This is a genomic window from Enterobacter sp. E14S, assembly GCF_055666685.1.
Map to the genome: position 1 here is coordinate 129,683 of NZ_JBVODQ010000004.1, position 24,865 is coordinate 154,547.

A 24,865-nucleotide genomic window follows, 5' to 3' on the forward strand; every position below is an offset into this window, starting at 1 on the left:
AATGTTAAAGGTTATTCGCACAGCAGTGATAGCAGGAATGATGGTATTTCTGGCGGGGTGCCAGAATGGCAGTACGGGAAGTAGTGGCGGCGTCGACCCGCGCCTTGCCAATAATCAGGACGTTGAGTTTTTCAATAAATCAGGCTGGCAGGCCTGTGCTGGCGGCGCGGTAATCGGCGCACTGGCTTGCGCTGTCAGTAACTCCAGCAACAAAGCGGTATGTATGGCCGCCGCCGCTATCGCCGGTTGCGGTGTGGGTATGGGGGCTAACGCCTATCTGGATAATCAGCGCAAAAAATACGCCTCCCAAGAGCTGCAGTTAAACGCAACGATTAAGGATGTTGAAGCCGAAAACAAACGCATTCAGAACGCAACCAGCGTTGCAAAATCGGTTATCGACTCTGATAAAAAGACCCTCGCTCAAATAGAAAAAGATATGGCTGCAAACACGGTGAAAAAAGACGCCGTACAGAAGCAAATTAAAGGAGTGGATGCCAACATTGCTTACCTTCGCGGCACCATCACCGACATGAAAAAACATGAGAAGCAGTGGCAGGACGTTTCTGCAGACATGAGCAAATCCGGCAGTGATACCCAAAATCTGGATAGCGAGATTGCGTTGATGCGCGACAAAATTGGCTCTCTGCAGGGCGAGCTCGATAGCCTCTATACCCAGCGCACCGCGCTGAAAGTCGGTTGAGGGGAATAGCAATGCGTTATATTTTTCTTGCACTCAGCGCACTCATATTAGCCGGCTGTGCCACTAACGCGCGAGATTGTGACCCGACAACCGGTGATGTCAGCATTATTACCAAATTTAACTGCAACTACTCCGGCACCTGGGATAAGCGCGTTGAAGATAAACAAAAAACGCTGCAACACGATCAGGAACTGAATAAAGAGTTCAAAGCGGTGAATGATGCGATTGAAAAAGAGAAAGCACTGAGCAATGCCAACGTAGCCAGTAAACAAAAATCGCAGCAAGAACTGCAAAAGTCGATGAACAATCTGGTCGCCCAGTTGAAGAAAAAAACAGCTGGCCGGGCTGATGCTCAAAAGCAAGTTGCAGACCTGGAAAAAAGTATGAAGGAGGCGCAAAACAAACCAAGCGCTTCCGAATTGCAAAAACAGATGGAACTGCAGAAGCTGCAGGGACAGCTGAATGAATTACAAGAAACACTGGCTTCACAATAATAAAATAGCAGCCGGATTACCGGCTGCTTTACCTGCTAAGGAAAAATAACGTTGAAATCTCAATTACTCTCTGCTGGATTATTGACACTTCTGGCGACAACTCCAAGCGTTCATGCTGCACCGCCTGAGCCTGAACTTATTTTCAACTGCGAACTCACGAACGGAAAATACGTTATCGTCCGTCTGGATCACGATGTTCCTACTTATTATTACGGCTCACTTGAAAAAGTAGAAATGACTCTCCCCCAAAATGAGGGAGACAAAACGCAGGTTCGCCTGGGTGAAATGACGTTCTCAGGTGGAGGCGCTTATTATTATCGTTTCATCAATGGCAACTACAGCTATGTTGTTTATAGCGGTACGGGAAAAGGATGGGATTATACCGGCCTGAAAGTATATAAAAACCAAAAGCTCATCATGAAAAAAGAGTGCACTAATGGGGGTTTTTTACCTAATGAATATCGCGGTCAAGGCCTCGTAAAAGAAGCGGACACCGGTGATGATGCAACATACGGTTATGTTGATTAATACATCATTTTCAGGATGGTAAAATATGATGAGCCGTTACTTACACTGTAGCACAGTATTCGCATGTCTTTTATTCGCTGCTCCAACTCATGCGATTGAGATCTGGCACTCAAACACCGTCTGGGCAAATCAAGGGATGTGCAGCGCCACTTTCACGCTGGACAGTGGCATGGAAAGCGTTGGTTCGTTAGAGATAGGCTTTGACCTCGTTGATGCAAAAAATAACCTTGTAGCTCATGATACTTTGCAGGTAGACCCATTCGGCGATTCTGATGCCACGCGATACCAAACGGCTTTCGCCGAAGGCGAGCATTATTGCGAAAGCAATCTCACGCTGCGCCTGACGTCACTGGCATTAGTTAACGGAAAGACCAAACAGCCTTTACCTCTCAGTTTGCTTACACCAAGGGCATTTATTCCATTCCCTATCATTAACCCGCAGGCAGATCACTAATATGTCTATAGACGCTGAAGCAAACTCAACACCTGACAATAATGGACCTGGCCTTTGCTTTTTGTTATTACTTATCTTTGGCGGGTTCGTTTTCTTTATACCTGCAAGCGTTGTGGTCGCCTTCCCGGCCGTTCTCGCCGGTTCCTTCCTGTATTTTATCTGGTATCTTATTTCGGAAGGGCATTTAGGCAATATTCTTGGCAGTATGATCGTCAGCATGATACTTATGGCTATCGCCGCAGCTATTCCTGTCATTGGCTGGATATTGTTACTTCTGTGGATCTTCTACAATATTGCGAAAGCCTTTGAGACGATAAAAACATTACTTCCCGATGCGCTCTTTAGCGCTGTTCTTTATGGATGTTTGCTCTTTCCCGTTATCCAGGAAATGGCAATGGACGGGGAGAGCAACATGGCTGCCACTATCGCTTGTGGTGTCGTGTACGTGATAACTGCAGGGCTTTATTGTTCCAGGTTAACGCAGCTGGCAACCAACACTAAGCAAAGTATTTTCTATTTTTCAATTATGTGGCTTTCGGTCCCACTTATCGCACTTCTGATCGTCTCGATTGTGGCATCCTTGCGCGCGGCATTCAGAACCGTGCTGACCCCGGTGCAGACCGTGGTCAAAACCCCGCAAAACGTATCAGCGCATATGCGAGGCGGGAGCCATGTCAACGCTTACACCCGAACTGTGACCACCATTCAACATAGCGTGACCTCCCAGACGCTTCCGGGGATGGGAGCTGTTGGTGCCTCTATGGTTGGTTCCGTATCGGAGGCAACGATAACAACACCACAACAGCCACAGCAAACCTTGCCAGCGCTGGAACACAAACCAGCCGGGGGTGAATTAACACAGTATGCGACGAACAAAGACCACAATTTTTACCGCTACGACAATCTCAACGCGAAAAAAATAAATAATTTCGTCCAGGCGGCCAGTCATCGTCAATTGCTGCCTCCTCTCACGGAAGATGCGATCCTGTTCTACTACGACGAAACGGTTTTCGGCCAAGGGGATCATGGTGTGGTATTAACCGATGACGGTGTTTATTGCGTGTTAGGAAAATTGTATGAAACTTTCTACGCCCGCTTCAGCGAAGTCAGTAGCGTAGTCATAAAAGGATCCTTTAATAAAAAAATTGTCCTGCATATGAAGAATGGCCAGAAACATAATATTGAACTGACTCAATCAAATGCCGGGGCAAAAAAAATCTACGAACTTATCAGCATCGCAGCCCAGAATTAAGTAATCCTCCAGGCACCCGCTCAACGGGTGCCTTTCAGACTTCTGCATGACACATTCTGACAGTTTCACGCTTTATCGTGATCGCCATATTTACAGCGGCTTATATCGTTACGTTAAGAGAGAGCTGTCATGAGGCCTGAAATGAGCGATTTCACTGAACTGCCGGTCACTGGCTTTGTTAAGACCACAACAGCGGTCTACACGCGTAAACAGAACCCCTCGGTATTCTCGCCCGTGGCGCGTGAACTCCCTGCGGGAAGCCAGCTGACGGTGCAGGCTGCGGTGATGGGGGATGCTGTGGAAGGCAACGCGCACTGGTATCGCATTGATGAGGATACATACATCTGGGCGGGGGCATGCACACGGCTCGATCCTTACCCGGCGTTTCCGCCAGGCACGCGAACGAACTGGATGGCGGTGGTGTTCGAGGTACGCTAGGTCGGGTTAGGCGAAGCCGCCACCCGACTCAAACACGCCGCGAAAACTTAATCCAGCTTCAGCTCGTCATAATGGGTAATCAGCTTGCCCACGATACCGTAGTCCAGCGCTTCTGCCGGAGACATCCAGAAGTTGCGATCGGTGTCTTTTTTCACTTTTTCCAGCGGCTGGCCGGTGGCGTCGGCGATCAGCTTGTTCACGCGATCCAGCATGCGGATGATCTCGCGCGCTTCGATCTCAATATCCGTTGCCTGACCGCGCACGCCGCCCAGTGGCTGGTGGATCATAAAGCGGGTATTTGGCAGCGAGTAGCGGTGCTCTTTCTTCGCCGCCAGGAAGATGGTGATCCCGGCGCTCGCCACCCAGCCGGTGCCGATGACGTGCACTTCCGGGCGGATGAACTTGATGAAGTCGTGGATGGTATCGCCCGCTTCCACGTGGCCGCCCTGGCTGTTGATGTACAGCTTGATCGGATCGTTGCTGACGCTTTGCAGCAGGATCATCTGGGTGATGACCTTCTGCGCCAGCTCCTGGTTGATCTCACCGGAGATCACAATCGAACGAGACTCCAGCAGTTTTTGCTGCAGAGCGCCCGCGCCGTTTGACCCTTCCGCTTTTTCCTTGTCGCTATCTTTCAGTGTGTAGTGCATTGTTATTTCCTCAGCTTGTCGCGCTCAAAACCAGAGTGTAGCCTGTTTTACCGGTGAAAGTCCTCACAGACAAATAACGAGGGAGCTTATGAATATTGCCCATGTCGCACTCTGGACCCGCAGCCTGAACGCGCAGGTTCAGTTCTGGGAAACGGTGTTTGGTGGCCGCAGTAACGAACGCTACGTCAGTAAAAATCGTCCCGGTTTCGAATCACACTTTATTACGCTGGATGACGGGCCGACCATCGAGCTGATGACGCTGCCGAATCTGCCCGACGCCCCTGCACACCCGGAGTTTATCGGCTGGGCGCATATCGCCATCAACGTCGGCAGCAGGGCGCAGGTCGACAGCATGGCCGAGCGGGCACAGGCCAACGGCACGCTGCTCAGCGCCCCTCGCATGACCGGGGACGGCTTCTATGAAGCGGTAATTGCGGATCCGGACGGCAACCGCATTGAGCTTGTGGGTGCATAAAATCAGCGTTTCGTTGCTTAGCCGCCCCGGTCACGTATCGCTATACTTCATCTTCATACGGTTATCATATTGTTAAATGATAATGATAGTTAATGTGTTAAGATGAAAGTCAGCATAAACAGTCCCTTACGTAACCGGCGGGATTGTTTGCATCCTCGACATGTAAATCAGCACCGGGGCGGTGAATGGAACACATTGTGTATGTGGTTGATGACGATGACGCGGTCAGGCAGTCCGTGATCGGGCTGCTGGATTCGGCGGACCTGAACGCCGTCGGCTTTTCATCGGCAGAAGCGTTTCTTCAACACCGCTTTGAAGAGCTCCCGTCGTGCGTGGTCCTCGATATGCAAATGCCCGCCATCTCGGGCTTTGAGGTGGCTGACGCCCTAAAGGACAGCGGGCGCGAGATCCCGATTATTTTTCTTACCGGCCACGGCACTATCCCGATGTCGGTGCGCGCCATTAAAGGCGGCGCGTACGAATTTCTCACCAAGCCCGTCGAATCCACCGCGCTTATCGACGCCATCGAGTCCGCGCTTCAGCTGGCGGAACACAACGCCGTGCGCAATAAAGAGCACTACGCCCTGAAGCAGCGCCACATGTCCCTCACCCCGCGCGAGCACGAGGTGCTGACGCTGGCGATAAGCGGCATGCTGAACAAGCAGATTGCCGCCGAGCTGGGCGTCAGCGAGATCACGGTTAAGGTGCACCGTCGCCGCGTGATGGAGAAAATGCAGGTGCGCTCCGTGGCGGAGCTGGTCAGGGCCGTTGAGCGCCTGACCAATAGCCAGCCTGCGGAGTAACGCTTACCCTTCCTGCGCCGCCAGCGGCAGCGCAAACGCAAACACCGTGCCGTACGGCTCCCGGCGGCGCGCGCTCAGCTTCCCGCAGTGGCGCTCGATGATGCTGGCGCTGATAGTCAGCCCCATCCCCATCCCCTGCGCTTTGGTGGAGTAGAACGAATCAAAAATCTGCTCCAGCCGCTCGGGCTCAATGCCGCTCCCGGTATCGGCGATCTCGACGATCACTTTCCCGTCCGCGTTGGCGGTGCTGAGGGTAATGGTGCTGGCGCGTTCCTTCACCTCGGCCATCGCCTCTACCGCATTCATCACCAGATTGAGCAGCACCTGCTGGATCTGCACGCTATCGCCGGTGATAAAGCTGTTCTGCGCCTGTAACAGATAATCAACGCTAATGTGTCTCTGCTCCAGCTCGCTGCGGGAGAGCGTGATGATATGGTGGATCAGGTAGTGCATGTCGATGCGCGAGAAGGTGGGATCCTGCTTGCGCGTCAGGGACTGAATGCTGCGAATGATCTCCCCCGCCCGCGCGCCTTCCGCGGCGATCTCCTCCAGCCCTTCGCGCACTTTATCCAGCCGGGCGGGCTCGCGGTTGAGCCAGCGCAGGCTCGCCCCGGCGTTCGAGACGATCGACATCAGCGGCTGGTTGATCTCGTGGGCGATGGAGGAGGTCAGCTGCCCGACGGTGGTGGCCCGGGACACCCGCGCCAGATCCGCCTGCGCGACCCGCATGGCATCCTCCGCCGCGCGCTGGCCGGTGATATCGGTGATGATGCCGTAATACTCGTTCACCTCGCTGCCCACGCCCACCGGATCGCCAATCCCGAGTATGTAGCGCGTTGAGCCGTCGGTACGCTTAACGCGAAACTCCGCGCGCATGGAGAGCCCGTCGCGCACGCTTTGGGTGACGATGGCGCTGATGCGGGCGTAATCGTCCTCATGGACGAAGGTCAAAAACTCCGCCATGGAGATCGTCTTTTGCTGCCCGGGCAGGCCGAGAATGCGGGCGTACTCTTCCGAGACAAACATCAGATCCTGCTCCAGCTCCCAGCGCCAGCTGCCGGTGTGGCTGATCTGCTCGCCGAGCATCAGCGAGGTCTGGCTGGATCGCAGCTCTTTCTCCACCCGTCGGCGCTGGATGTTCTCCGCCAGCAGCTCGGCGTACAGCCGCGCCGTCTCAAGGGATACCGCGGCCTGCGCGCCCAGCAGGCTCACCACGCGCGAGTGCTCGGCGGTGAAGACCTCCGGCATCAGGCGGTTTTCGAGGTAGAGCACGCCTACCAGCCGCGCCTGTTTGAACATCGGGACGCACATGACCGCCGCCCCCGAGGTCACCAGATAAGGGTCCTGGCTGAAGGGATGGAACTCCTCCGGCCTGCCGGTGCGGATCTCCTGCCCGGTGCGGATCACCGCCGCCAGCACCGACAGCGGCAGGTCGGTCGCCGTCGGCACGTCTTTCAGGATCCGCACCCGCACGCCCTCGGTGCTGGTCCAGGCGCTGGCCTCAATCTCCGGGATGAGGCTCTCGCTCACGCGCAGCAGCAGGCCCCGCTGCGCCCCGGCGCGTTCGAGCAGAATGGTCATCAGGTTTTCGATTAGGCGCTCAAGGTTAATCTCTTCCGACAGCGCGCGGGAGGCTTTGATGACGCTTTGCAGATCGCGGATGGTCTCGTTCTGGGCGAACGCCACCGTGTCGTAGGCGCTGGCCTGCCCGGAGGCCAGCAGGTGCGGGAAATCCTGCTCCAGCTGGCGCACCTTGGCCTGCGCGCCCGCGCGTCCCCAGGCGGCAATCGAGCCGCGGAAGTGGGCGTCCGACGCGGTCGGGTAACCGCAGGCCAGCGCGAAGCGGCCCGCCAGCTCGTGGGCCAGAGCGTTGATCGGGTTAAACCCGCCCTCGCGGGAGAGCCGGACCGCCTTCTCATACTGCTCGAGCGCAATGCTGTTCATCCCGTCCAGACGCACGATTTCGGCGTAAATCAGCGCCTCTTTATCCGCGAACGTGCCGGGATTAACGCGCGCCCAGAGGGCGATTTTGTCGTAGTGGGCGTGAATGCTGCGGCGGTGGTTCGCCGAGAAGATCTCCGGCGTCAGCTGACGTGACAGCGCCAGGGCGCTGTAGAGATGGTAATCCAGCAGATGGATGTGGCCCGGCGCAGACCACGCGTACCAGCCCGCCATCTCGAGATCCGCCTGCGCGTCGGCATATTCGCCGCAGGTAAAGTGCGCCATGCCGCGATACAGCCAGTACCAGAACAGCATGGTGGAGTTCTTCTCCGGCGCCTGCTCCGGCGACGCGGGAAGCAGCGCCTCCGGCAGCACCTGCGACGCGGTCCAGGTGCCGATGACAGGCGTGCGCAGGAACTCAACGTAGCCGCGCTGGACCATCAGAATGGTCTCCACGTCCTGGAAGTGGGTTTTACGCACGAACGCCAGGCCGCGCTCGATGCTGGTCAACACCCCATCCAGGTGATCGCCCCGCGAGAGGAAGTTAATCACCTGGTGGCAGGCCGCAAAGCAGGCCATCGTCATATCCCCGTGGGTCACCGCCGAGGTGAAGCAGGCCTTCGCGCATTCAATGGTAAACGATAAAGGCTGGGTCCAGACGCTGAGCTGGTCGAGCGGCAGCAGGGTTTTGGCTTCGAACGCGTCGTAGCCGTGGCGATTGACCAGCTCGCGGGCCAGGGTGCCGTACCGGAATCCGAGGCGGTACTCGGCGTAGCGGTGGCCAATCAGCACGCCAAACCAGGCCATCGCCGTGGTGGAAGCGCCGGTAATGCCGTGGTCGAGGGTCAGGTGCATCATGCGGCAGAGCAGCAAAAAGTGCAGGCGCGGGCAGATGAAGCTGGCGCAAATGCTGGCGCTGTAGAGCAGGTTCATCACCGCTTCGGTTTCCGGGTTATCCATCCGCGACAGTTGGGCAAACAGGTTTTGCGGCGCGTCGGCCGTGCGGTTGCAAAACAGCGCCCAGGCCTCGTCGCAGTCGGCGTCTTCCGGATAGCGGCTTATCTGGATCCCGAAAATCCCCAGCCAGCAGAGCGCCGCCTCCAGCGCCAGACGGCTGTCCGACTGGCGAATGTACACCTCCACCAGCAGGTTGGCCGCCAGCGCCTTTTCGGTCAGCCCGCCGGGGCAGCCGAGAATGGCGTCACACAGCTCGCGGGTGCGCTCCAGATGCCCCAGCGCAAACTCGCAGCCCGCCTCTTCGATGTCGAGCATAAAGTCCGACACCGTCCCGGCGTTGCCCAGCGCTCTGGCGGTCTGGATATAGCCGAGCGCCGAAGGATAATCCCCCGAGCGCTTCGCGCGTCGCGCGGCCAGCAGACTCAGCTCGCGGAACATCTCCCGCTGAGGGGCGGGCTGGATGCTGTCCAGCGCGGCCGTGACGTGGTGAACGGCGCGGAACAGCAGCTCGTTCCCCGCCGCCTGACGCGCGGCGTCGGCCAGCAGGCTGGCGGTGGTCAGGTGAATATGGCTTCTCTCATGCCGATCCAGCAGCGCAAAGGCGGCCTCCTGCACCCGGTCGTGGGTGAAGGCGTACTTTTTTTCCGCCAGCACGATGAGCTGGGCCATCACCGCCGGGTGCAGCGCATAGCGCATTTCCGCCATCGACATGCCGACCACGCGGCAGATCATCTCCATCTCGCCCGTGCCGCCGAGGCAGGCAATGCTGCCCAGCAGGCGGCGCGTCTCGTCGGGCAGCTCTTCTAGCTGCTCCAGCACCAGGGTGACGAGGTTTTCGGTGTAATGTCTGGCACGGATCGCCTGCAGATCGTAGTGCCACTTGTCCTGATATTTGTTGTGCACTACCAGGCCGTCATCCACGATGCGGCGGAAAAACTCGTGCACAAAGAGCGGGTTGCCGCCCGTCTTCTCGTGAATCAGCGTGGCGAGATCGGTCGTCGCCGCGCTGCGGGTGCGAAATACCGTCGCCAGCCAGCGCGCCACCGCTTTGACGGAAAGCGCCTGCGGGACAATCTCGCTCGCGGTTTGCGCCGCTTCCGGCAGGCCTGCCAGCAGCGCCTGCAGGGCGGCGTCGGGCACGGCGCTGATATCCCGGTGGGCCGCGACCACCAGCAGCGGAACAGCGCCGCAGTTCACCAGCAGATAGTTGAGCGTGTGCAGGCTGGCGGCGTCGCTCCACTGGAGATCGTCGAGCACCAGTACCAGCGGGCAGCCCTGCGAGGCAAAGGTTTTTACCAGCGCCAGCACCATATGGCTGAAGCGCGCCCGGGCGTCAATGGAAAACGTATCGGCCGAGAAGCGCGGCTTGCTCTCCAGCAGCAGGCCCAGCTCGGGCACCAGGCTGACGGCCAGCGCCTCGTACCCCTCCAGGGCGCGAGACAGGCGGATTTTCCACTTCGCCACGTCTTCTGCGGGCAGCCCCAGCAGGTGCAGCGTCAGGGTGCGGAACGCGGAGCTTAATACGCCGTAGGGCAGCGACGGCGAAAACTGATCGACTTTGCCCACCGCCAGCAGCACCGTACGCTGCTGCAGCGTTTTGAGCGCCGTCGCGATAATTGAGGATTTGCCGATCCCCGACGGCCCGCCGATCGTCACCAGCTCCGGCGCCAGGTTCTGCCCCACCCGCTCAAACGCCGCAATGACGTCGTTCGCCTGCGGATGCGTCGCGAACAGGGAGTCCGCCAGATGGATCGCCGGGGTGCGGTCCTGCTGGCCGGGGGTAAAGGCGACGATCTCGCCCTCGCAGGTCAGCGTCGCCTGGCAGCGGCGGAGGTCGGCAATCAGCCCGTCGACCGTCTGGTAGCGGTTATCGGGGTGCTTTTCCAGCAGCTTCAGAATGATGGTCGACAGCATTCCCGGCACGTCCGGGCGGATCGCGTCCGGGGCCAGCGGCGCCGAGGCAATATGGTAGTGCGCCCAGTTGGCCCGATCGTCCTCCCCCAGCTCAAACGGCAGGCGTCCGGTCAGGAGTTCATACAGCACCATGCCGAGGCTGTAGAGATCGCTGCGGCCGTCGACGGGGCGCTGGGTGCGGGTGGTGTGCTCCGGCGACATGTACGCGGGCGTACCGCCTGAAACGGCAAGCCGGGCCTGGGTGACGGCATCGGAGAGACTGCTGGAAAGGCCAAAGCTGCCCAGACGGCAGGTGGCATCGTGATGAACAAAAATAGTGCCGGGCTTGATATCGCCGTGGATCAGATTTTGCAGATGCATCTGGCGCAGGGGAACGCAGATTTGGATCGCCATCTCGATAAAGCGCGGGATGCCCGAGATCGCCCTGCCCGCGCGCCGGGCCAGCAGCTCAAACGCAAACGGGGCGTACACCAGCGCGAAGCGCCCCCGGTACTGGGTGGAGGCAACGGCGCGGATGGCCCAGCTGTCCTGCAGCGCGTCGCGCAGCGCAAACTCGTTTTTCAGCAGCCGCGTTGCCCGCTCTTCCTCTTCGTCGCTCACCGCGGTGGCGATAATGAACGAGCCGCCGGAATGAGGATGTCGCGCGTGCATCCAGGCGATACCGCCCTCCTGCGCCAGCACGGTAAAAATCACATCCTCTTTAAGGACAAAAACCCGCCCCTGGTGAAGATTCCCCTGGGCGGGCCAGAATGCAGGCTGCTCGTGTTCGTTCATCCGCGATCCTTATTGTCGGCGGGCCAGCTCCCGCTGAATATGATCCAGCAGAATATCGATGTTAATGGGCTTACGCAAAAATGCAGCGGCGCCCAGATTAAGAGCGTACCGCTGCATATTTTCATCAGCATGACCGGAGATAAAGAGCACGGGCGGAGGCGGTACGGCCAGCAGCCGGAGCTTTTCAAACAGCTCCAGGCCGCTCATGCCCCGCAGCTTGATGTCGGTGATCACCAGCGCCGCGCCGGACAGGGCGAAAGGATGGCTCAGAAACACCTCTGCCGAATCAAACGTATCGGCGGCATAGCCTTCCGACTCCAGGAGATTACTCAGCCCGCTGCGGACGGATCGTTCGTCATCAATGATGGCAATGCGCCACGGCAGCGTCATGCTCTCTTTCCTCTCACAAATCATTAAACGTCGCGATCGTCCTTCGCGGGCGCAGGGGGCGCCGTGCCGCTGATTTTCGGCACGCATTCGTGACGAAACCAGGCGAGGGTAAGCGGTTCGCGACTCAGTAAACGCCGTCCCACCGGGATGAGCTGTTCGCCCACCAGCATGCCAAACAGGCCAAGCAGGGCGACAACCGGCGGCGCCGGGGAATGCACGTCGAGCAGGGCGTAAATTACCCCAGCAACCACGCCGCACACCAGCGAAATTATCCATGCTTTCATGACGACGCTCCCGTCTGCGATTTGACCTGCGGAACGGTCACCGGAGGCGGCGGCGCGCCGTCGCGGGATAACAGATGTCGCGTCGCCTGCTCACCCGCCAGCATCCCCAGCAGGCCAATCAGCGCCAGCGCGGGCGGCGCGGGGGAGCGCACCTTCAGCACGGCATACATCAGGCCAATCAACACGCCTGCCGCAAGGGATATCAGCCCAGTACTCATTGTGAACTCCAGAGAAAGAGGCAGCGGCGAGCCGGATGAGGGACCAGCCCGCCAGCGGAACTTAGCGTGCCGGGACCGGCGCTAAGGTGCGGTGCTCGCTCTTCTGGCGAGACGGCGCTTTGTGCACCATGGTGTAGGCGTAATCGACGCCCATGCCGTACGCGCCGGAGTGCTCGCGCACGATATCCATCACCGCGGTGTAGGTCTCTTTACGCGCCCAGTCGCGCTGCCACTCCAGCATCACCTGCTGCCAGGTCACCGGGATCACGCCCGCCTGGATCATGCGCTGCATCGCGTAGTCGTGGGCTTCTTTGGAGGTGCCGCCGGACGCGTCCGCCACCATATAAATTTCGTAATCGCCTTCCAGCATCGCGCACAGGGCGAAGCTGTTGTTGCACACTTCGGTCCACAGGCCGGCAACTACCACCTTCTTCTTGCCGTTGGCCTGCAGCGCGTCGCGCACCTTCTGGTCGTCCCAGGAGTTCATGGAGGTACGCTCCAGAATGTCCTGGCCCGGGAACACGTCCAGCAGCTCCGGATAGGTATTACCGGAGAAGCTTTCGGTCTCAACGGTGGTGATGATGGTTGGAATGTTGAACACCTTAGCCGCTTTCGCCAGCGCCACGGTGTTGTTTTTCAGCACCTGGCGGTCAATAGACTGCACGCCAAACGCCATCTGAGGCTGGTGATCGATAAAGATGATCTGACAGTTCGCAGGGGTTAACACTTCGAGCTTTGAAGAGGTCATAGCATTTTCCAGTGGTTAAGGGTGAAATCGCCGCGAGCGCCGCGACGATAAAGTCACCCTCATCCTGCGGTTTTCCGTCTTTGCGCGTAATTATCTCTTCGTATAGTTAACCTTAGGTATAGTTATACTTTGGTATACCTATCCTATTGTATAACTGGATCTTTGCCGAAACCGGTTCCCATAATCCTGACCATTCCCCTCTCAGTCAGGAGCAGTTTATGGTTACCCCCGGTAAAGCCGATCTCATTCTGGTTAACGGCCAGTTTCACACCGTCGATCGCGAGAACCCCGTCGCGGAAGCCGTTGCCGTGCGCGACGGAAAATTTCTGGAAGTGGGTACCGTCGCCGAGGTGATGCAACACCACTGCGACGCCACCTTAGTGGTCGACTTAAAAGGCCACACCGCCATCCCCGGCCTGAACGACTCGCACCTGCATCTGATCCGCGGCGGGCTGAACTATAACCTCGAGCTGCGCTGGGAAGGCGTGCCGTCCCTGGCCGACGCCCTGCGGATGCTGAAAGAGCAGGCCCTGCGCACGCCGTCGCCCCAGTGGGTGCGCGTGGTGGGCGGCTGGACAGAGTTCCAGTTTGCCGAGCGCCGCATGCCGACCCTGGACGAGATTAACGACGCCGCGCCGGACACCCCGGTCTTCATCCTGCACCTGTACGACCGCGCCCTGCTCAACCGCGCCGCGCTGAAGGTGGTCGGCTACACCAAAGACACGCCGAACCCGCCGGGCGGCGAGATCCAGCGCGATGCCAACGGCAACCCGACCGGGATGCTGATTGCCCGTCCGAATGCCATGATCCTCTACGCCACGCTGGCGAAAGGGCCGAAGCTGCCGCTGGAGCAGCAGGTCAACTCCACCCGCCAGTTCATGCGCGAGCTCAACCGTCTGGGGCTGACCAGCGCCATCGACGCGGGCGGCGGCTTCCAGAACTACCCGGAAGATTACGAGGTGATCGCCGAGCTGCACGCGAAAAAGCAGATGACCATCCGCATCGCCTACAACCTGTTTACCCAGCGTCCGGGCCACGAGCTGGAGGACTTTGAAAAATGGACCGACATGCTCACGCCGGGCCAGGGCAGCGACTTCTTCCGCCACAACGGCGCGGGCGAGATGCTGGTCTTCTCCGCCGCCGATTTTGAAGACTTCCTCGAACCGCGCCCGGACCTCGCGCCGGGCATGGAGGACGAGCTGGAGCGCGTGGTGCGCCATCTGGTGGAGCACCGCTGGCCGTTCCGCCTGCACGCCACCTATAACGAATCCATCAGCCGCATGCTGGACGTCTTCGAGAAGGTGAACCGCGACATTCCGTTCAACGGCCTGCACTGGTTCTTCGACCATGCGGAAACCGTTACCCAGGCCAACATCGACCGCATCAAAGCGCTCGGCGGCGGCATTGCCGTGCAGCACCGCATGGCCTTCCAGGGGGAATACTTTGCCGAGCGCTACGGCATCGAAGCCACCCGCCACACGCCGCCGGTGGCGAAAATGCTCGAGACCGGCGTGCCGGTAGGCTTAGGGACGGACGCCACCCGCGTGGCGAGCTACAACCCGTGGACCGCGCTCTACTGGCTGGTCTCCGGCCGCACCGTCGGCGGGATGCAGATGTACGACCACAGTGCCCGTCTGGATCGCGATACCGCCCTGATGCTCTGGACCCAGGGCAGCGCGTGGTTCTCCAGCGAGCAGAATCAGAAGGGGCAGATCAAGGTCGGCCAGCTCGCCGACCTGGCGGTACTGAGCAAAGACTTCTTCCGCGTGCCGGAAGAGGAGATCAAGGGCATCGAGTCCGTCCTGACGGTGGTGAACGGCGACATCGTCTACGCCGCAGGCAGCTTTGGCCCGCTTTCCCCGCCTGCCATTCCGGCCCTGCCCGAGTGGTCACCGGTGGTCAAGGTGCCGGGCCACTACCGCAGCGCACCGCCGCAGGCCGCCCGCGTCGGCATGAGCCCTATCCACCACTGCAGCGGCCCGTGCGGGGTTCACAGCCACCAGCATGATTTCGCCCGCACGTCAGAGATGCCGGTGTCCGACGATAACGCTTTCTGGGGGGCGCTGGGCTGCAGCTGCTTTGCATTCTGATGAAAAACACCCCTATGCCGCCCCGGATCGACCTGGGGCTGTTCTTCCTGCGCCTGACCGGCAGCCTGCTGCTGCTGTACGTGCACGGCCTGCCGAAGGTGCTGCACTTCAGCGAAGAGCTGACGCGTATTGAAGATCCGTTCGGCTTCGGGCCTTACGCCAGCCTGATCCCGGCAATTGTCGCCGAGGCGATCTGCCCGCTGTTTATCATTGCGGGCGTGTACACCCGCCTGGCGTGCCTGCCGATTATCGCCGTGCTGCTGGTGGCGATGCTGGCGGTCCACCCGAACTGGTCGATTGCCGAAGGGCAGTTTGGCTGGCTGCTGCTGATTATCTTCACCACCCTTGCCCTCACCGGGCCGGGCCAGTGGCGGCTGCAGCGTAAGACAGCGGAGAGGTTCGCATGACTCAGGTTAACGACGTTCGCGACGCACACGTCGAGACGACGCCCGCACCGACGGTTTCACCCTGGCAGCCGCTGAGCCAGCCGGTGTTCCGCATGCTGTGGATCGCCACGGTGGTCTCTAACGTCGGCTCATGGATGAGCGACGTCGGCATCAACTGGAGCATGCTGACCCTGAGCGCCGACCCGCTGGATATCGCGCTGGTGCAGGCGGCCAGCAGCCTGCCGATGTTCCTCTTCGCCCTGCCGTCCGGGGTGATGGCGGACATCGTCGACCGACGTAAATACCTGCTCTTCTCCCAGCTGTGGGTGTTCATCGCCGCCGCCGGGCTGACGGTGCTCTCCTTCACCGGACACGTCACCCCCACCGTGCTGCTGGTGGCGACGTTTCTGCTGAGCGTGGGCGCGTCGATGAGCTCGCCGCCGTTCCAGGCCGTGGTGCCCGATCTGGTGAGCAAGCCGGAGCTGGGCGCCGCCGTGGCGCTGAACTCGCTCGGAGTGAACATCAGCCGGGCGATTGGCCCCGCGCTGGGCGGTTTTCTGCTGTCGCTCGCCGGGCCGTGGATGGTGTTTGCCCTGAACGCGCTGTCCGTGGTCGGCGTGGCGTGGGTGCTGTGGCGCTGGCGTCCGGCGCCATCCGTGCAGCGCCTGCCGCCGGAGCACTTCTTCTCTGCGGTGCGCTCCGGCATTCGCTACGTGCACGCCGCCCCGGTGCTGCGCAACGTGCTGGTGCGCACCGTAGCCTTCTTCGTTTTCGGCAGCGCGGGCTGGGCGCTGCTGCCGCTGGTGGCGCGCCGCGAGCTGGGCCTGGGCCCGGCGGGCTACGGCGTGATGCTGGCGTGCATTGGCCTGGGGGCGATTGCCGGGGCTATCCTGCTGCCGCGCCTGCGCCAGCGGCTGAACGCCGACCGCCTGATGGTGGCCGCCAGCCTGACCTTTGCCCTCACGATGCTGGCGCTGGCGTTCGTGCGTCACGTCTGGCTGCTCAACCTGTTTGAGTTTTTCACCGGCTTCGCGTGGATTGCGGTGCTGTCGACCCTCAACCTCGGCGCGCAGCGCAGCGCCGCCCGCTGGGTGAAGGCCCGCGCGCTGGCGGTCTACCTGACGGTGTTCTTCGGCTCGATGACCGCGGGCAGCGCCATCTGGGGGCAAATCGCCTCGCAGTTCGGTACCCCAACCTCGCTGGTGGTCGCCACGCTGGGGATGGTGCTGGCGAGCGCGACGGTGTTCCGCTGGAAGCTGGGCAAAGATCCGGACCTGAACCTCGACCTGAGCGGCCAGCCGCTGGACGGCGTGGAGATTGACCTGCCGAACGAGCGCGGCCCGGTGCTGGTGTCGCACGAGTACATCATCGACCCGAACAATACCAAGGCCTTCCTGGAGGCGGTCCACGAGCTGCGCCGGGTACGCCGCCGCGCCGGGGCGATGAGCTGGGCGGTGTACGAGGATATTGAGCGTCCCGGTCTGTTTATCGAGACCTTCCTGATGGGCTCGTGGATTGAGCATCTGCGCCAGCAGGAGCGCCACACCATGAATGACCTCCTGCTGCAGAGCCGCGTTCTGGCTTTTCATCAGGGCACAACATCACCGGCAATTCGCTATCTGGTCGCGCCGGTATAACCACAACCATCACCTGCACAGGAACACACTATGGCAACGTTTAAGGCAAAAGACGGCACGCAGATTTACTACAAGGACGGCGGCGCGGGCAAACCGGTTCTCTTCAGCCACGGCTGGCCGCTGGACGGCGACATGTGGGACAGCCAGCTGAACTACCTGGCGGAGCGCGGCTTCCGCGCCATCGCCTTTGACCGCCGCGGCTTTGGCCGCTCGGATCAGCCGTGGAACGGCTACGACTACGATACCTTTGCGTCCGACATCAACGACCTGATCACCACCCTGGACCTGCAGGACGTGACGCTGGTGGGCTTCTCGATGGGCGGCGGCGACGTAACCCGCTACATCAACAACTACGGCAGCGCGCGCGTGGCAGGACTGGCGCTGCTAGGCGCGGTGACGCCGATCTTCGGTAAATCCGACTCCTTCCCGCAGGGTGTGGATCAGAGCGTTTTCGACGGCATTCGCGACGGACTGCGTAAAGATCGCGCCCAGTTTATCAGCGACTTCGCGACGCCGTTCTACGGCATCAACGCCGGGCAGACCGTTTCCGCCGGAGCCCTGACCCAGACGCTGAACATTGCCCTGCTGGCGTCGCTGAAGGGCACCATCGACTGCGTGACCGCGTTCGGCGAAACGGACTTCCGCCCGGATATGGCGAAAATCGACGTCCCGACGCTGGTGATCCACGGCAGCAACGACCAGATCGTACCGTTTGAAAGCACCGGCAAGCTGGCGGCAGAGATGATCAAAAACGCCACGCTGAAGGTGTACGACAACGCGCCGCACGGCTTCGCGCTGACCCACCAGGATCAGCTCAACGAAGACCTGCTGGCGTTTGTGAAGTCGCTGTAATTTTTTCCAGGCCGGGTAAGGCGCAGCCGCCACCCGGCGCTTTCGCTCCGCCAGCGTCACGTAGCCAGTGATTGCTGAGACAGGACCTGCAGGCTGAAGGTGCGCGCCTCAAGCCTCGTCTGAGGTAAACACCATGCCCGCGTAGGCCTTCTCCCGACACGCCGCCAGCCGCGCGGCGAGGCTGCCCACGTGCAGCTCCAGCTTGTGCCCGTCCGGGTCGAGAAAATAGAACGACGCCCCCTCGCTTTTGTTCTGCTTCCAGACGGTAACGCCCGCCTGCTCCAGCCTTTGCGAGAACGGTTCAAAATCCTCTTCCGTGACGGTAAACGCGTAGTGGGTGTAGTCGCTCTCCTGCGGCGGCACGTACCGGCGCGCCTCGTCGTACGACAGGCAGACCCACAGGTCGCCGCAGGTGAGATAGGCCCCGGTATTCCAGCGGGCGTGCAGCGCAAGCCCCAGCAGCTCGTGCCAGAAGGTGACGCTTTTTTGCAGGTCGCTGACCGCGAGGGTCAGGTGGTTGAGTGATTGCAGCATGACGTGCCCTTTTGTTTTTCGCGCCGGACGTGATACGGTAAAAGCATGAACATAAACCACGCCGTGCTCACCGTAAACCGCTGGTGGCTGCCTTCTTAAAGGCGGCACGGAGTAGTTTTCCCCATTTTCAGATAGCCGCCGAAAGGCGGCTTTCACATTTCTAAGACCCCTTTCGGCAACTGCACATTAAGGAGTCTTTATGAACGTTCAAACCATCCTCACCGGCGACCGCCCAACCGGCCCGCTGCACCTCGGTCACTTCGTCGGATCGCTGCGCCAGCGCGTGGCGCTCCAGCAAACGCACAGCCAGTTTGTGCTGATTGCCGACCTGCAGGGGCTGACCGACAACGGCAGCAACCCGCAGAAGATCCGCGACAACATCCCCGAGGTGCTGGCCGACTACCTCGCCGCCGGCATCGACCCGAACCTGACCACGATCTGCCTGCAGTCCGCCCTGCCCGCCCTCGCCGAGCTGACGATGCTGTATATGAACATCGTCACCGTCGCCCGCGTGGAGCGTAACCCGACGGTGAAAAACGAGATTGCGCAGAAGGGCTTCGCCCGCTCGCTGCCGGTCGGGTTTATGGCCTACCCCATCAGCCAGGCGGCGGACATCACCGCGTTTAAGGCCGAGTGCGTGCCCGTCGGCGACGACCAGCTGCCGATGATTGAGCAGACCAACGAGATTGTGCATAAGATGAACAGCCTGCTGCCCGCCCCGGTGCTGCGCCACTGCAAGGCGATGCTGAGCGACACCAGCCGCCTGCCCGGCATCGACGGCAGCGCCAAGATGTCGAAATCGCTGGGCAACACGCTGCACCTTTCGGCCAGCGAAGAGACGATTCACCGCGCGGTCAGCGCCATGTATACCGACCCGAATCACCTGAAGGTGAGCGACCCGGGGCAGATTGAGGGGAACGTGGTGTTTACGTACCTCGACGCGTTTCACCCGGACAAGGAGAAAGTGGCGGCGATGAAGGCGCACTATCAGGCGGGCGGGCTGGGTGACCGGGCGTGTAAGAACGAGCTGGAGGCGTGTTTGCAGGAGCTGATTGCGCCGATGCGGGAGCGGAGGGCGATGTACATGCAGGACAAGGGGGAGCTGATGGCGATGCTGAAGCGCGGGACCGAACGGGCGCAGGGGGTGACGCAGGAGACGTTGAGGGAGGTGAAGGTTGGGTTGGGGGTGCCGGTGTTTAGTTAAGTTAGGTTTAGCGGTGGAGTGCGTGGGATTGGCATGAAGCCGCGTATTATCTCATTTAGATAATATTAATGCCGTTAATAATTCTTAATCTATCGTTTAGATAAAATAAATTGCTTTAATCGCATAAATATCACATTGATATTATCCTTTATAATACATTTAAAGGGATACTATGGCTGATGTAGAAGATATAGCCCGAAGGTTATGCAACATAATCGCTTCTCCTGATACAGTCACTGGGCTTATAAATGGAGGGCTATCTGTACCGTTAGATTATGGATATCTGGTTTATGGTATCTTTGACACGGATACAAGATATGCTCGTGAAACTCAAAGAATACGAATGTTCACTGCCATAAAAAACGACATCTTGAATTATGAGAATATAGTCAACGCTGTAAAAATTATATTTAAAGAATTTAATAGGTATTTAACTGAAGCGGAGCAGGATAAATTATACAGAACTGTAACAACTTCAATTGCAGGTAGAATATCAACAAATATTATTGCATCAACTATCGCGAAGCATGTTATTGAAAGAACGTCTTTTACGTTTGTTATTTTTAAAGGGAAAGGCAACCCAATCACGGCACTGAGCACACTCCTTTTGTTTGGGGGAATGGCTGAACGATCAATTAGAACATCTGACAGACTCAAATCAGATGCACCGGAGGTATATGAACTTCTGAGACACAGAGACTATGACCTACTTTATTTTCTGTTCGCTGATGCCGTCCAACCCTTTGTAGATGCTATCCATGCAGGTTATTTAGAAGGAAAGCCTGTATTTAATCAAATCATGAAAAAAGTTAATGAAAAACTAAATACACACACTACGGCAGGTGTGTATGAATAAGTTTATCATCCCAATTATAAACCTGCTTCTTTGCTCATATTTAGTTTTAGCCTATACCCTTAGCTGGGTTGAATTCGAAACCTGGCATGATAAAACAATCGCCTTTTGCATCATTACCATAAGCGCTTACATTATTTCATTAGTAATGAATAAATTACTGCCAGGAAAGATACATATTTTTGGCGGGTTCCTGGATGTGTTATCAGGCCCCTTACTGATCATCGGTGCATTTGCTTGTATAGCGGTCCTTGAACCATGGCCGCTGAAAATTATTGGCTTGTTCATATGGGTCGTGGCGATGTTGCACCTACCTTCTTTTGTAAAAATAGATGAGGAATAATCATGTCAAATCCAGCATATCTTTGGTTAACCGATGCTAATGGTTCACCAGTCGTAGGAGGTTCCATGGTATCCGGTCGGCTAGGCGCTATTGAATTAAAAGCAGTTGCTCATCACCTCACCATTCCTGTGAGTGGAAATACAGGCCGACTAACAGGTACTCGTGTACATACGCCGATTGCCGTTCAGAAAGAGTTTGATAAAACAACACCGGTTCTCATTAGGGCACTGTGTGAAAACCAAACGCTAAAATCGGCTACGATCAAAATGTATCAAATTGATGATGCAGGAATCGAGAGAGAATATTTCAACATTATTCTGGAGAATGTAAAAATCACGGGTATCACGCCCAATCTGTTCCCGGGTTCTGGAACAGGAACGCATACAGAGACGATCGAGCTAAGATATGAGGCAATCACCTGGAAGCACTGTGACGGAAATATAGTTTACAGAGATGCCTGGAATCATATGGCGATAGCCTGAACTGACTTTAAAATTTCTCGGGTCGAGGTAACTTTGTGCTTGTCGGTCCGACCAAGCGGAGCACCGTCTGGAAGCGCTGGTGATTATTTCCATCGCTTTAAAGGAGAGCATCATGATGGAACCCACTCTCTCACAAGTCATTGAGGTTGTTCGAAACTCCTCAGGTGAGCATCGTAAACCTATCGATAGCAATACGTTGATTGAGGCCGATTTGCATATTTGCGGTATGGATGGCGAAGACCTACTGGAAGACTGCGAAGAAGCTTTTGGCGTTCAACTTTCCACGGAAGAAGATGGCTATATGACAACGTTCTCTCTCGCAGAGAATGAGTATCTGTTTACGGGTGAAGGTATAGACTTTTTTGGCATCTGTCGGTTTATCCGCTGGGTACGTGGCATACCCGAACCTGTTATACGCGATTTAACCGTCGGCGAACTTCATGCTGTGCTGGTTAAAGCTGTGAAAGAGCAGGTACAGCACGAGTGATTTTTACTTACAACGGGCATGGGATGACATGCCCGCTTTATTATTTAAGGGTTACATTAGATGGGAAGCATGGTTACTCCGACATCGCCTTCCCTGTTCCACGCTTAACAGCCGGTATATCACCGGTATTATTTAGCGCTCCCGGAAACGTCTTCAACCACTGCGCGACTTTCTTTTTATTTATATTCACCACGCTCATACCTTCCAGGCATCCCCATAATTCTCTTGTATGCTGTGGCGTAATCACAATGCAGTCTTTCATGGCGCGGATTTTCACTGGCATGCCATTGATGAAACCCGCGCGTTTTAACCAGTCGCCGCCCAGAAGAAGATATTTCATGTCTATGCGTGCATAGAGTTCGCAGCAGGCGGCGCTGTCCTGCGGCGTTTCCGCGCGGGGATGGACGGGCGCCGCGTTGGGCGGGTTGCCGTGCAGACGGCGGGTGCTGTTTTTGCGTACCAGCTCGCGGTTTTCAATCATGCCAGTGAAAGCGTCTGATTCTGTTTTGCAAACAGTAAACTCTGGCTTAAAATTCGTCGCAGCCATTTTCAACTCCTGATTAGTTGTTTGTGGTTAGCGGTATGAGGGTGTTGCAGCACCTTCATATCGCGAATTCTTTCTTTAAATATTCCTTGATACTTCCTTTGCCGTTCGGCGTAATTTCTGGTGCTCATTATACAGGGCTGAATATAAATACAGCGGTTTGGCGTGGGGTAAATTTGGAATTTGCGAGGGGGATTCAGGAAATAAGGTTTGGTACGGTAAGGTCATGTTTTTGTTGATTGCGGGTTGATTGGTCTGGGTTTTGCGAGCATCATCGCAATTATTTACCTTCTTCCGTAACGCGATGGCTTCCAGCAAAACTCTCGAACAGGCAATTGCCGACATCACCATCTGGCGCAAAGGCGAACAGCGTGCGCCGCATAAGCCTTTATTGCTTCTGTACGTGCTGGCGAACTATCAGCAGGGACATGCGCGACTCTTTGATTACGGAACCGAGGTCCACGAGCAGCTGCTTAGCCTGTTAGAACGCTTTGGCCCACAGCGGAAGGCACATTACCCAAATATGCCCTTCTGGCGGCTCAAGAGGGACGGGTTTTGGGATCTTCAGAATACTGAGTTCTGTTCAACTACTGGCAGTAAACAACCGCCTGTTAAAGAACTTGTGGAACATAACGTCGCAGGCGGGTTTGATGAAGAACACTTTGCGCTGCTGAATAAGAACAAAAATCTGATCGGCTCGCTGGCGCAGCAGATCCTTGAAGCGCACTTTCCTGAAAGCATTCAGGAAGAGATCGCGGATGAGATGGGTTTTGATATCCAGCAGATCCGTAAGGTTCGAGATCCGCTGTTCCGCCAGCAGGTGCTGCGTGCTTATAACTATGAGTGCGCAATCTGCGGGTTTAACATGCGACATGATAACGCCTCTGTTGGGCTCGAAGCTGCACATATTAAATGGAAGCAGTTTGGTGGACCGTGTGAGATTACCAACGGGCTGGCGCTGTGTGCGATTCATCATAAGGCGTTTGATAAGGGATCGATTGGGCTGGATGAGAGTATGCGAGTGATGGTGTCCGAGGCGGTGAATGGGAGTGGGATTGTTGGGCGGTTGTTCTGGGATTTTGCTGGGAAGGAGATTGCTTTGCCGATGGTGAAAGGGAATTATCCAGGGGAAGAGTTTGTGGAGTGGCATCGGAGAGAGGTGTTTAGACGATGAGTAGAAGGCTGGACTCGGATTTCACACCTAATGAACTGATAACAAAGCGGTTTTAAAAATGTATAAATAGAAAACCCTCTCTTATGCCCATAAATTAAAATCCGAACAATAAACAGGCATCAAAATGGGTATAAAACCATATCAGTAGAACACCGATATGGCTATCGAAACGGGTTTAAACTGATATTAAAGCTTTTATCATCGTTACTGAATTGCCAATAATTTTGACTACTTTCCGCTAACAACTAAAGTGGGAATTAGCTGCTTGAATTTATAACTATCTGTCACAAAACCGATCCAAAAATGCCGCATAATGCTGGCAATGCACTTTTTTTGAGTGAGGACAACGTTGCCGTAAGATCTGCGGTAAAACGAATTGCCATCACACGCGGATCATTGGGTTTTTCAGGCCTTGGAACGTCATCCATCGCGTACACAATGACATTACGATCGGCATGAGAGATATCAAATCGCTTATCCAGTTTGTCAGAAAAATCACCTCCTAAAGCCTTAGCCAAATTTCTCCAAAGCTTCAGCTTCAGCGCTGGTGAATGCTTCACTTCCATTTCAATCAAATTCGCAAGATCAATCAACCCGAGTCCTGCGGTCAAAGGTTGTAATAGCAATGACGTAACATAACCAATTCCTTGTTTAGGGTTCATTAACTGCTCAAGCGAAAAGGTATGAAGCCTAGCTGATTGCATGGTTGCCTTCACCTCAAGGCATCCATACTCCCATGAAAAATCAAAGCGATCGAATGGATCTTCGTGCCAACTTGCCATGGCACCTGCAATGTTGCCACTTTTTGCGATTACGTAGAGTTCGCCCCACAGACCCAGAACGTCTTTCCTACTTGGCTGAGAGAGGGCCCTAAAAAGATCCACTAGTTTCTGAATGCAGGTATTCAGTTCTCGCGTGCCAGAATTAATAGGAAGTTCTTCGATCGCAGCGCTGAAACAACGCACAAATATTTCATGAAGATCCGTCACAGCGCCATCGCAAGAAACGAGGGCAAATTGATCTTGTAGCACCTTACAATCGGTATGGATTCTGCAAGTAGCATGAAACTGTGCACTCAAATACCTGAACTGCATACTAGGGCTATATTGTGCTTCGCTAGCATCGTGCAATAAAAAAATGGGGGAACCATCGGAGCCTTTTGCGAGAAAGTCATTACGGTGTGCAGATAAGGGGATCGCCGTAAAACTCGTATCTGACGTGGCACAAGGCAAATTTAAGAAATTATCGAAGATATTCAT

General features: G+C 56.8%; 27 protein-coding genes. 18 read left to right on the forward strand and 9 right to left on the reverse strand.

Translation table 11 applies throughout. The features are described from left to right. Nucleotide 1: 1 nt before the first annotated feature. The 6 genes from ACZ6J2_RS11650 (at nucleotide 2) to ACZ6J2_RS11675 (ending at nucleotide 3,866) form a co-directional block, all read left to right on the forward strand. Complete coding sequence (locus ACZ6J2_RS11650; protein ID WP_033144530.1) at nucleotides 2–700, forward strand: hypothetical protein; 699 nt, start codon at nucleotides 2–4, stop codon at nucleotides 698–700. Between the two features lie 11 nt (nucleotides 701–711). Continuing rightward, entirely contained in the window at nucleotides 712–1,194 is a 483-nt protein-coding gene (locus ACZ6J2_RS11655; RefSeq protein WP_033144529.1) for a coiled-coil domain-containing protein, read from the forward strand. A 51-nt stretch (nucleotides 1,195–1,245) separates the two neighbouring features. Continuing rightward, entirely contained in the window at nucleotides 1,246–1,722 is a 477-nt protein-coding gene (locus ACZ6J2_RS11660; protein WP_058840477.1) for a hypothetical protein, read from the forward strand. Between the two features lie 25 nt (nucleotides 1,723–1,747). After that, a complete protein-coding gene (locus tag ACZ6J2_RS11665; protein ID WP_048980632.1) occupies nucleotides 1,748–2,176 on the forward strand; it encodes an IrmA family protein in 429 nt (142 codons plus the stop codon). Nucleotide 2,177: 1 nt separating this feature from the next. After that, nucleotides 2,178–3,428 (forward strand): hypothetical protein, encoded by a 1,251-nt coding sequence (locus ACZ6J2_RS11670; RefSeq protein ID WP_471725783.1) that lies wholly within the window; start codon nucleotides 2,178–2,180, stop codon nucleotides 3,426–3,428. 141 nt (nucleotides 3,429–3,569) lie between these two features. Next, nucleotides 3,570–3,866 (forward strand): hypothetical protein, encoded by a 297-nt coding sequence (locus ACZ6J2_RS11675; RefSeq protein WP_033144527.1) that lies wholly within the window; start codon nucleotides 3,570–3,572, stop codon nucleotides 3,864–3,866. Nucleotides 3,867–3,913: 47 nt separating this feature from the next. Here the strand turns inward: ACZ6J2_RS11675 and ACZ6J2_RS11680 are convergent, their stop codons facing one another. Beyond that, nucleotides 3,914–4,516 carry an ATP-dependent Clp protease proteolytic subunit gene (locus ACZ6J2_RS11680; protein WP_023310243.1) on the reverse strand — a complete coding sequence of 201 codons (603 nt, stop codon included), beginning with the start codon at nucleotides 4,514–4,516 and terminating at the stop codon, nucleotides 3,914–3,916. Between the two features lie 88 nt (nucleotides 4,517–4,604). Here ACZ6J2_RS11680 and ACZ6J2_RS11685 point away from each other — a divergent pair, with 88 nt between their 5' ends. Then, nucleotides 4,605–4,991, forward strand: a complete 387-nt coding sequence (locus ACZ6J2_RS11685; RefSeq protein ID WP_471725784.1) for a VOC family protein — start codon at nucleotides 4,605–4,607, stop codon at nucleotides 4,989–4,991. A 185-nt stretch (nucleotides 4,992–5,176) separates the two neighbouring features. After that, on the forward strand, nucleotides 5,177–5,794 hold the full coding sequence (locus tag ACZ6J2_RS11690) for a response regulator transcription factor (RefSeq protein ID WP_033144524.1): 618 nt from the start codon (nucleotides 5,177–5,179) through the stop codon (nucleotides 5,792–5,794). A 3-nt stretch (nucleotides 5,795–5,797) separates the two neighbouring features. Here ACZ6J2_RS11690 and ACZ6J2_RS11695 read toward each other — a convergent pair whose 3' ends face one another. The 5 genes from ACZ6J2_RS11695 to ACZ6J2_RS11715 all read right to left on the reverse strand — a co-directional run bounded on the left by ACZ6J2_RS11695 (nucleotide 5,798) and on the right by ACZ6J2_RS11715 (nucleotide 13,020). Then, the gene (locus ACZ6J2_RS11695; protein WP_471725785.1) at nucleotides 5,798–11,380 is read right to left on the reverse strand and encodes an ATP-binding protein; all 5,583 of its coding nucleotides are present in this window, start codon (nucleotides 11,378–11,380) and stop codon (nucleotides 5,798–5,800) included. Between the two features lie 9 nt (nucleotides 11,381–11,389). Further along, complete coding sequence (locus ACZ6J2_RS11700) at nucleotides 11,390–11,770, reverse strand: response regulator transcription factor (protein WP_196354842.1); 381 nt, start codon at nucleotides 11,768–11,770, stop codon at nucleotides 11,390–11,392. A gap of 23 nt (nucleotides 11,771–11,793) precedes the next feature. After that, nucleotides 11,794–12,054 (reverse strand): XapX domain-containing protein, encoded by a 261-nt coding sequence (locus ACZ6J2_RS11705; protein ID WP_010427264.1) that lies wholly within the window; start codon nucleotides 12,052–12,054, stop codon nucleotides 11,794–11,796. Continuing rightward, nucleotides 12,051–12,272 (reverse strand): DUF1427 family protein, encoded by a 222-nt coding sequence (locus tag ACZ6J2_RS11710; protein WP_039260948.1) that lies wholly within the window; start codon nucleotides 12,270–12,272, stop codon nucleotides 12,051–12,053. The genes ACZ6J2_RS11705 and ACZ6J2_RS11710 overlap by 4 nt, the downstream gene beginning before the upstream one ends. Before the next feature lie 61 nt (nucleotides 12,273–12,333). Next, complete coding sequence (locus ACZ6J2_RS11715) at nucleotides 12,334–13,020, reverse strand: hydrolase (protein WP_047742952.1); 687 nt, start codon at nucleotides 13,018–13,020, stop codon at nucleotides 12,334–12,336. A gap of 218 nt (nucleotides 13,021–13,238) precedes the next feature. On the opposite strand from ACZ6J2_RS11715, the gene ACZ6J2_RS11720 reads away from it, so the two are divergent. Genes ACZ6J2_RS11720 through ACZ6J2_RS11735 form a run of 4 tightly spaced genes read left to right on the forward strand, consistent with a single transcriptional unit; the run spans nucleotide 13,239 to nucleotide 17,985 of the window. After that, complete coding sequence (locus tag ACZ6J2_RS11720; RefSeq protein ID WP_471725786.1) at nucleotides 13,239–15,110, forward strand: amidohydrolase; 1,872 nt, start codon at nucleotides 13,239–13,241, stop codon at nucleotides 15,108–15,110. Further along, complete coding sequence (locus ACZ6J2_RS11725) at nucleotides 15,110–15,517, forward strand: DoxX family protein (protein ID WP_471725787.1); 408 nt, start codon at nucleotides 15,110–15,112, stop codon at nucleotides 15,515–15,517. The genes ACZ6J2_RS11720 and ACZ6J2_RS11725 overlap by 1 nt, the downstream gene beginning before the upstream one ends. After that, nucleotides 15,514–17,133 (forward strand): MFS transporter, encoded by a 1,620-nt coding sequence (locus ACZ6J2_RS11730; protein ID WP_471725788.1) that lies wholly within the window; start codon nucleotides 15,514–15,516, stop codon nucleotides 17,131–17,133. Before ACZ6J2_RS11725 ends, ACZ6J2_RS11730 begins: the two co-directional genes overlap by 4 nt. A 30-nt stretch (nucleotides 17,134–17,163) precedes the next feature. Continuing rightward, nucleotides 17,164–17,985 (forward strand): alpha/beta fold hydrolase, encoded by an 822-nt coding sequence (locus ACZ6J2_RS11735; protein ID WP_033144516.1) that lies wholly within the window; start codon nucleotides 17,164–17,166, stop codon nucleotides 17,983–17,985. Nucleotides 17,986–18,093: 108 nt separating this feature from the next. Here ACZ6J2_RS11735 and fosA read toward each other — a convergent pair whose 3' ends face one another. After that, nucleotides 18,094–18,519 (reverse strand): FosA/FosA2 family fosfomycin resistance glutathione transferase, encoded by a 426-nt coding sequence (gene fosA, locus ACZ6J2_RS11740; protein ID WP_471725789.1) that lies wholly within the window; start codon nucleotides 18,517–18,519, stop codon nucleotides 18,094–18,096. A gap of 199 nt (nucleotides 18,520–18,718) precedes the next feature. On the opposite strand from fosA, the gene trpS reads away from it, so the two are divergent. The 5 genes from trpS (at nucleotide 18,719) to ACZ6J2_RS11765 (ending at nucleotide 21,888) form a co-directional block, all read left to right on the forward strand. Continuing rightward, nucleotides 18,719–19,723, forward strand: a complete 1,005-nt coding sequence (trpS, locus tag ACZ6J2_RS11745) for a tryptophan--tRNA ligase (protein ID WP_471725790.1) — start codon at nucleotides 18,719–18,721, stop codon at nucleotides 19,721–19,723. 172 nt (nucleotides 19,724–19,895) lie between these two features. Next, nucleotides 19,896–20,579 (forward strand): hypothetical protein, encoded by a 684-nt coding sequence (locus ACZ6J2_RS11750; RefSeq protein WP_471725791.1) that lies wholly within the window; start codon nucleotides 19,896–19,898, stop codon nucleotides 20,577–20,579. Beyond that, entirely contained in the window at nucleotides 20,572–20,919 is a 348-nt protein-coding gene (locus ACZ6J2_RS11755) for a hypothetical protein (RefSeq protein ID WP_045404571.1), read from the forward strand. The genes ACZ6J2_RS11750 and ACZ6J2_RS11755 overlap by 8 nt, the downstream gene beginning before the upstream one ends. 2 nt (nucleotides 20,920–20,921) lie before the next feature. After that, entirely contained in the window at nucleotides 20,922–21,401 is a 480-nt protein-coding gene (locus ACZ6J2_RS11760; RefSeq protein ID WP_047726434.1) for an Hcp family type VI secretion system effector, read from the forward strand. Nucleotides 21,402–21,516: 115 nt separating this feature from the next. Next, on the forward strand, nucleotides 21,517–21,888 hold the full coding sequence (locus ACZ6J2_RS11765) for a hypothetical protein (protein ID WP_471725845.1): 372 nt from the start codon (nucleotides 21,517–21,519) through the stop codon (nucleotides 21,886–21,888). 73 nt (nucleotides 21,889–21,961) lie between these two features. Here the strand turns inward: ACZ6J2_RS11765 and ACZ6J2_RS11770 are convergent, their stop codons facing one another. After that, on the reverse strand, nucleotides 21,962–22,435 hold the full coding sequence (locus ACZ6J2_RS11770) for a SymE family type I addiction module toxin (protein ID WP_471725792.1): 474 nt from the start codon (nucleotides 22,433–22,435) through the stop codon (nucleotides 21,962–21,964). A gap of 301 nt (nucleotides 22,436–22,736) precedes the next feature. On the opposite strand from ACZ6J2_RS11770, the gene ACZ6J2_RS11775 reads away from it, so the two are divergent. Beyond that, a complete protein-coding gene (locus ACZ6J2_RS11775; RefSeq protein ID WP_471725793.1) occupies nucleotides 22,737–23,606 on the forward strand; it encodes a phosphorothioated DNA-binding restriction endonuclease in 870 nt (289 codons plus the stop codon). A gap of 284 nt (nucleotides 23,607–23,890) precedes the next feature. Here the strand turns inward: ACZ6J2_RS11775 and ACZ6J2_RS11780 are convergent, their stop codons facing one another. After that, nucleotides 23,891–24,865 (reverse strand): PD-(D/E)XK motif protein, encoded by a 975-nt coding sequence (locus ACZ6J2_RS11780; RefSeq protein ID WP_471725794.1) that lies wholly within the window; start codon nucleotides 24,863–24,865, stop codon nucleotides 23,891–23,893.

Excerpts from the sequence above, each read along its gene's own strand:
- ACZ6J2_RS11650 (WP_033144530.1), top strand. The coding sequence starts at position 2 with ATGTTAAAGGTTATTCGCACAGCAGTGATAGCAGGAATGATGGTATTT.
- ACZ6J2_RS11655 (WP_033144529.1), top strand. The coding sequence starts at position 712 with ATGCGTTATATTTTTCTTGCACTCAGCGCACTCATATTAGCCGGCTGT.
- ACZ6J2_RS11665 (WP_048980632.1), top strand. The coding sequence starts at position 1,748 with ATGATGAGCCGTTACTTACACTGTAGCACAGTATTCGCATGTCTTTTA.
- ACZ6J2_RS11670 (WP_471725783.1), top strand. The coding sequence starts at position 2,178 with ATGTCTATAGACGCTGAAGCAAACTCAACACCTGACAATAATGGACCT.
- ACZ6J2_RS11675 (WP_033144527.1), top strand. The coding sequence starts at position 3,570 with ATGAGCGATTTCACTGAACTGCCGGTCACTGGCTTTGTTAAGACCACA.
- ACZ6J2_RS11680 (WP_023310243.1), bottom strand. The coding sequence starts at position 4,516 with ATGCACTACACACTGAAAGATAGCGACAAGGAAAAAGCGGAAGGGTCA.
- ACZ6J2_RS11685 (WP_471725784.1), top strand. The coding sequence starts at position 4,605 with ATGAATATTGCCCATGTCGCACTCTGGACCCGCAGCCTGAACGCGCAG.
- ACZ6J2_RS11690 (WP_033144524.1), top strand. The coding sequence starts at position 5,177 with ATGGAACACATTGTGTATGTGGTTGATGACGATGACGCGGTCAGGCAG.
- ACZ6J2_RS11695 (WP_471725785.1), bottom strand. The coding sequence starts at position 11,380 with ATGAACGAACACGAGCAGCCTGCATTCTGGCCCGCCCAGGGGAATCTT.
- ACZ6J2_RS11700 (WP_196354842.1), bottom strand. The coding sequence starts at position 11,770 with ATGACGCTGCCGTGGCGCATTGCCATCATTGATGACGAACGATCCGTC.
- ACZ6J2_RS11705 (WP_010427264.1), bottom strand. The coding sequence starts at position 12,054 with ATGAAAGCATGGATAATTTCGCTGGTGTGCGGCGTGGTTGCTGGGGTA.
- ACZ6J2_RS11710 (WP_039260948.1), bottom strand. The coding sequence starts at position 12,272 with ATGAGTACTGGGCTGATATCCCTTGCGGCAGGCGTGTTGATTGGCCTG.
- ACZ6J2_RS11715 (WP_047742952.1), bottom strand. The coding sequence starts at position 13,020 with ATGACCTCTTCAAAGCTCGAAGTGTTAACCCCTGCGAACTGTCAGATC.
- ACZ6J2_RS11720 (WP_471725786.1), top strand. The coding sequence starts at position 13,239 with ATGGTTACCCCCGGTAAAGCCGATCTCATTCTGGTTAACGGCCAGTTT.
- ACZ6J2_RS11725 (WP_471725787.1), top strand. The coding sequence starts at position 15,110 with ATGAAAAACACCCCTATGCCGCCCCGGATCGACCTGGGGCTGTTCTTC.
- ACZ6J2_RS11730 (WP_471725788.1), top strand. The coding sequence starts at position 15,514 with ATGACTCAGGTTAACGACGTTCGCGACGCACACGTCGAGACGACGCCC.
- ACZ6J2_RS11735 (WP_033144516.1), top strand. The coding sequence starts at position 17,164 with ATGGCAACGTTTAAGGCAAAAGACGGCACGCAGATTTACTACAAGGAC.
- fosA (WP_471725789.1), bottom strand. The coding sequence starts at position 18,519 with ATGCTGCAATCACTCAACCACCTGACCCTCGCGGTCAGCGACCTGCAA.
- trpS (WP_471725790.1), top strand. The coding sequence starts at position 18,719 with ATGAACGTTCAAACCATCCTCACCGGCGACCGCCCAACCGGCCCGCTG.
- ACZ6J2_RS11750 (WP_471725791.1), top strand. The coding sequence starts at position 19,896 with ATGGCTGATGTAGAAGATATAGCCCGAAGGTTATGCAACATAATCGCT.
- ACZ6J2_RS11755 (WP_045404571.1), top strand. The coding sequence starts at position 20,572 with ATGAATAAGTTTATCATCCCAATTATAAACCTGCTTCTTTGCTCATAT.
- ACZ6J2_RS11760 (WP_047726434.1), top strand. The coding sequence starts at position 20,922 with ATGTCAAATCCAGCATATCTTTGGTTAACCGATGCTAATGGTTCACCA.
- ACZ6J2_RS11765 (WP_471725845.1), top strand. The coding sequence starts at position 21,517 with ATGGAACCCACTCTCTCACAAGTCATTGAGGTTGTTCGAAACTCCTCA.
- ACZ6J2_RS11770 (WP_471725792.1), bottom strand. The coding sequence starts at position 22,435 with ATGGCTGCGACGAATTTTAAGCCAGAGTTTACTGTTTGCAAAACAGAA.
- ACZ6J2_RS11775 (WP_471725793.1), top strand. The coding sequence starts at position 22,737 with ATGGCTTCCAGCAAAACTCTCGAACAGGCAATTGCCGACATCACCATC.
- ACZ6J2_RS11780 (WP_471725794.1), bottom strand. The coding sequence starts at position 24,865 with ATGAATATCTTCGATAATTTCTTAAATTTGCCTTGTGCCACGTCAGAT.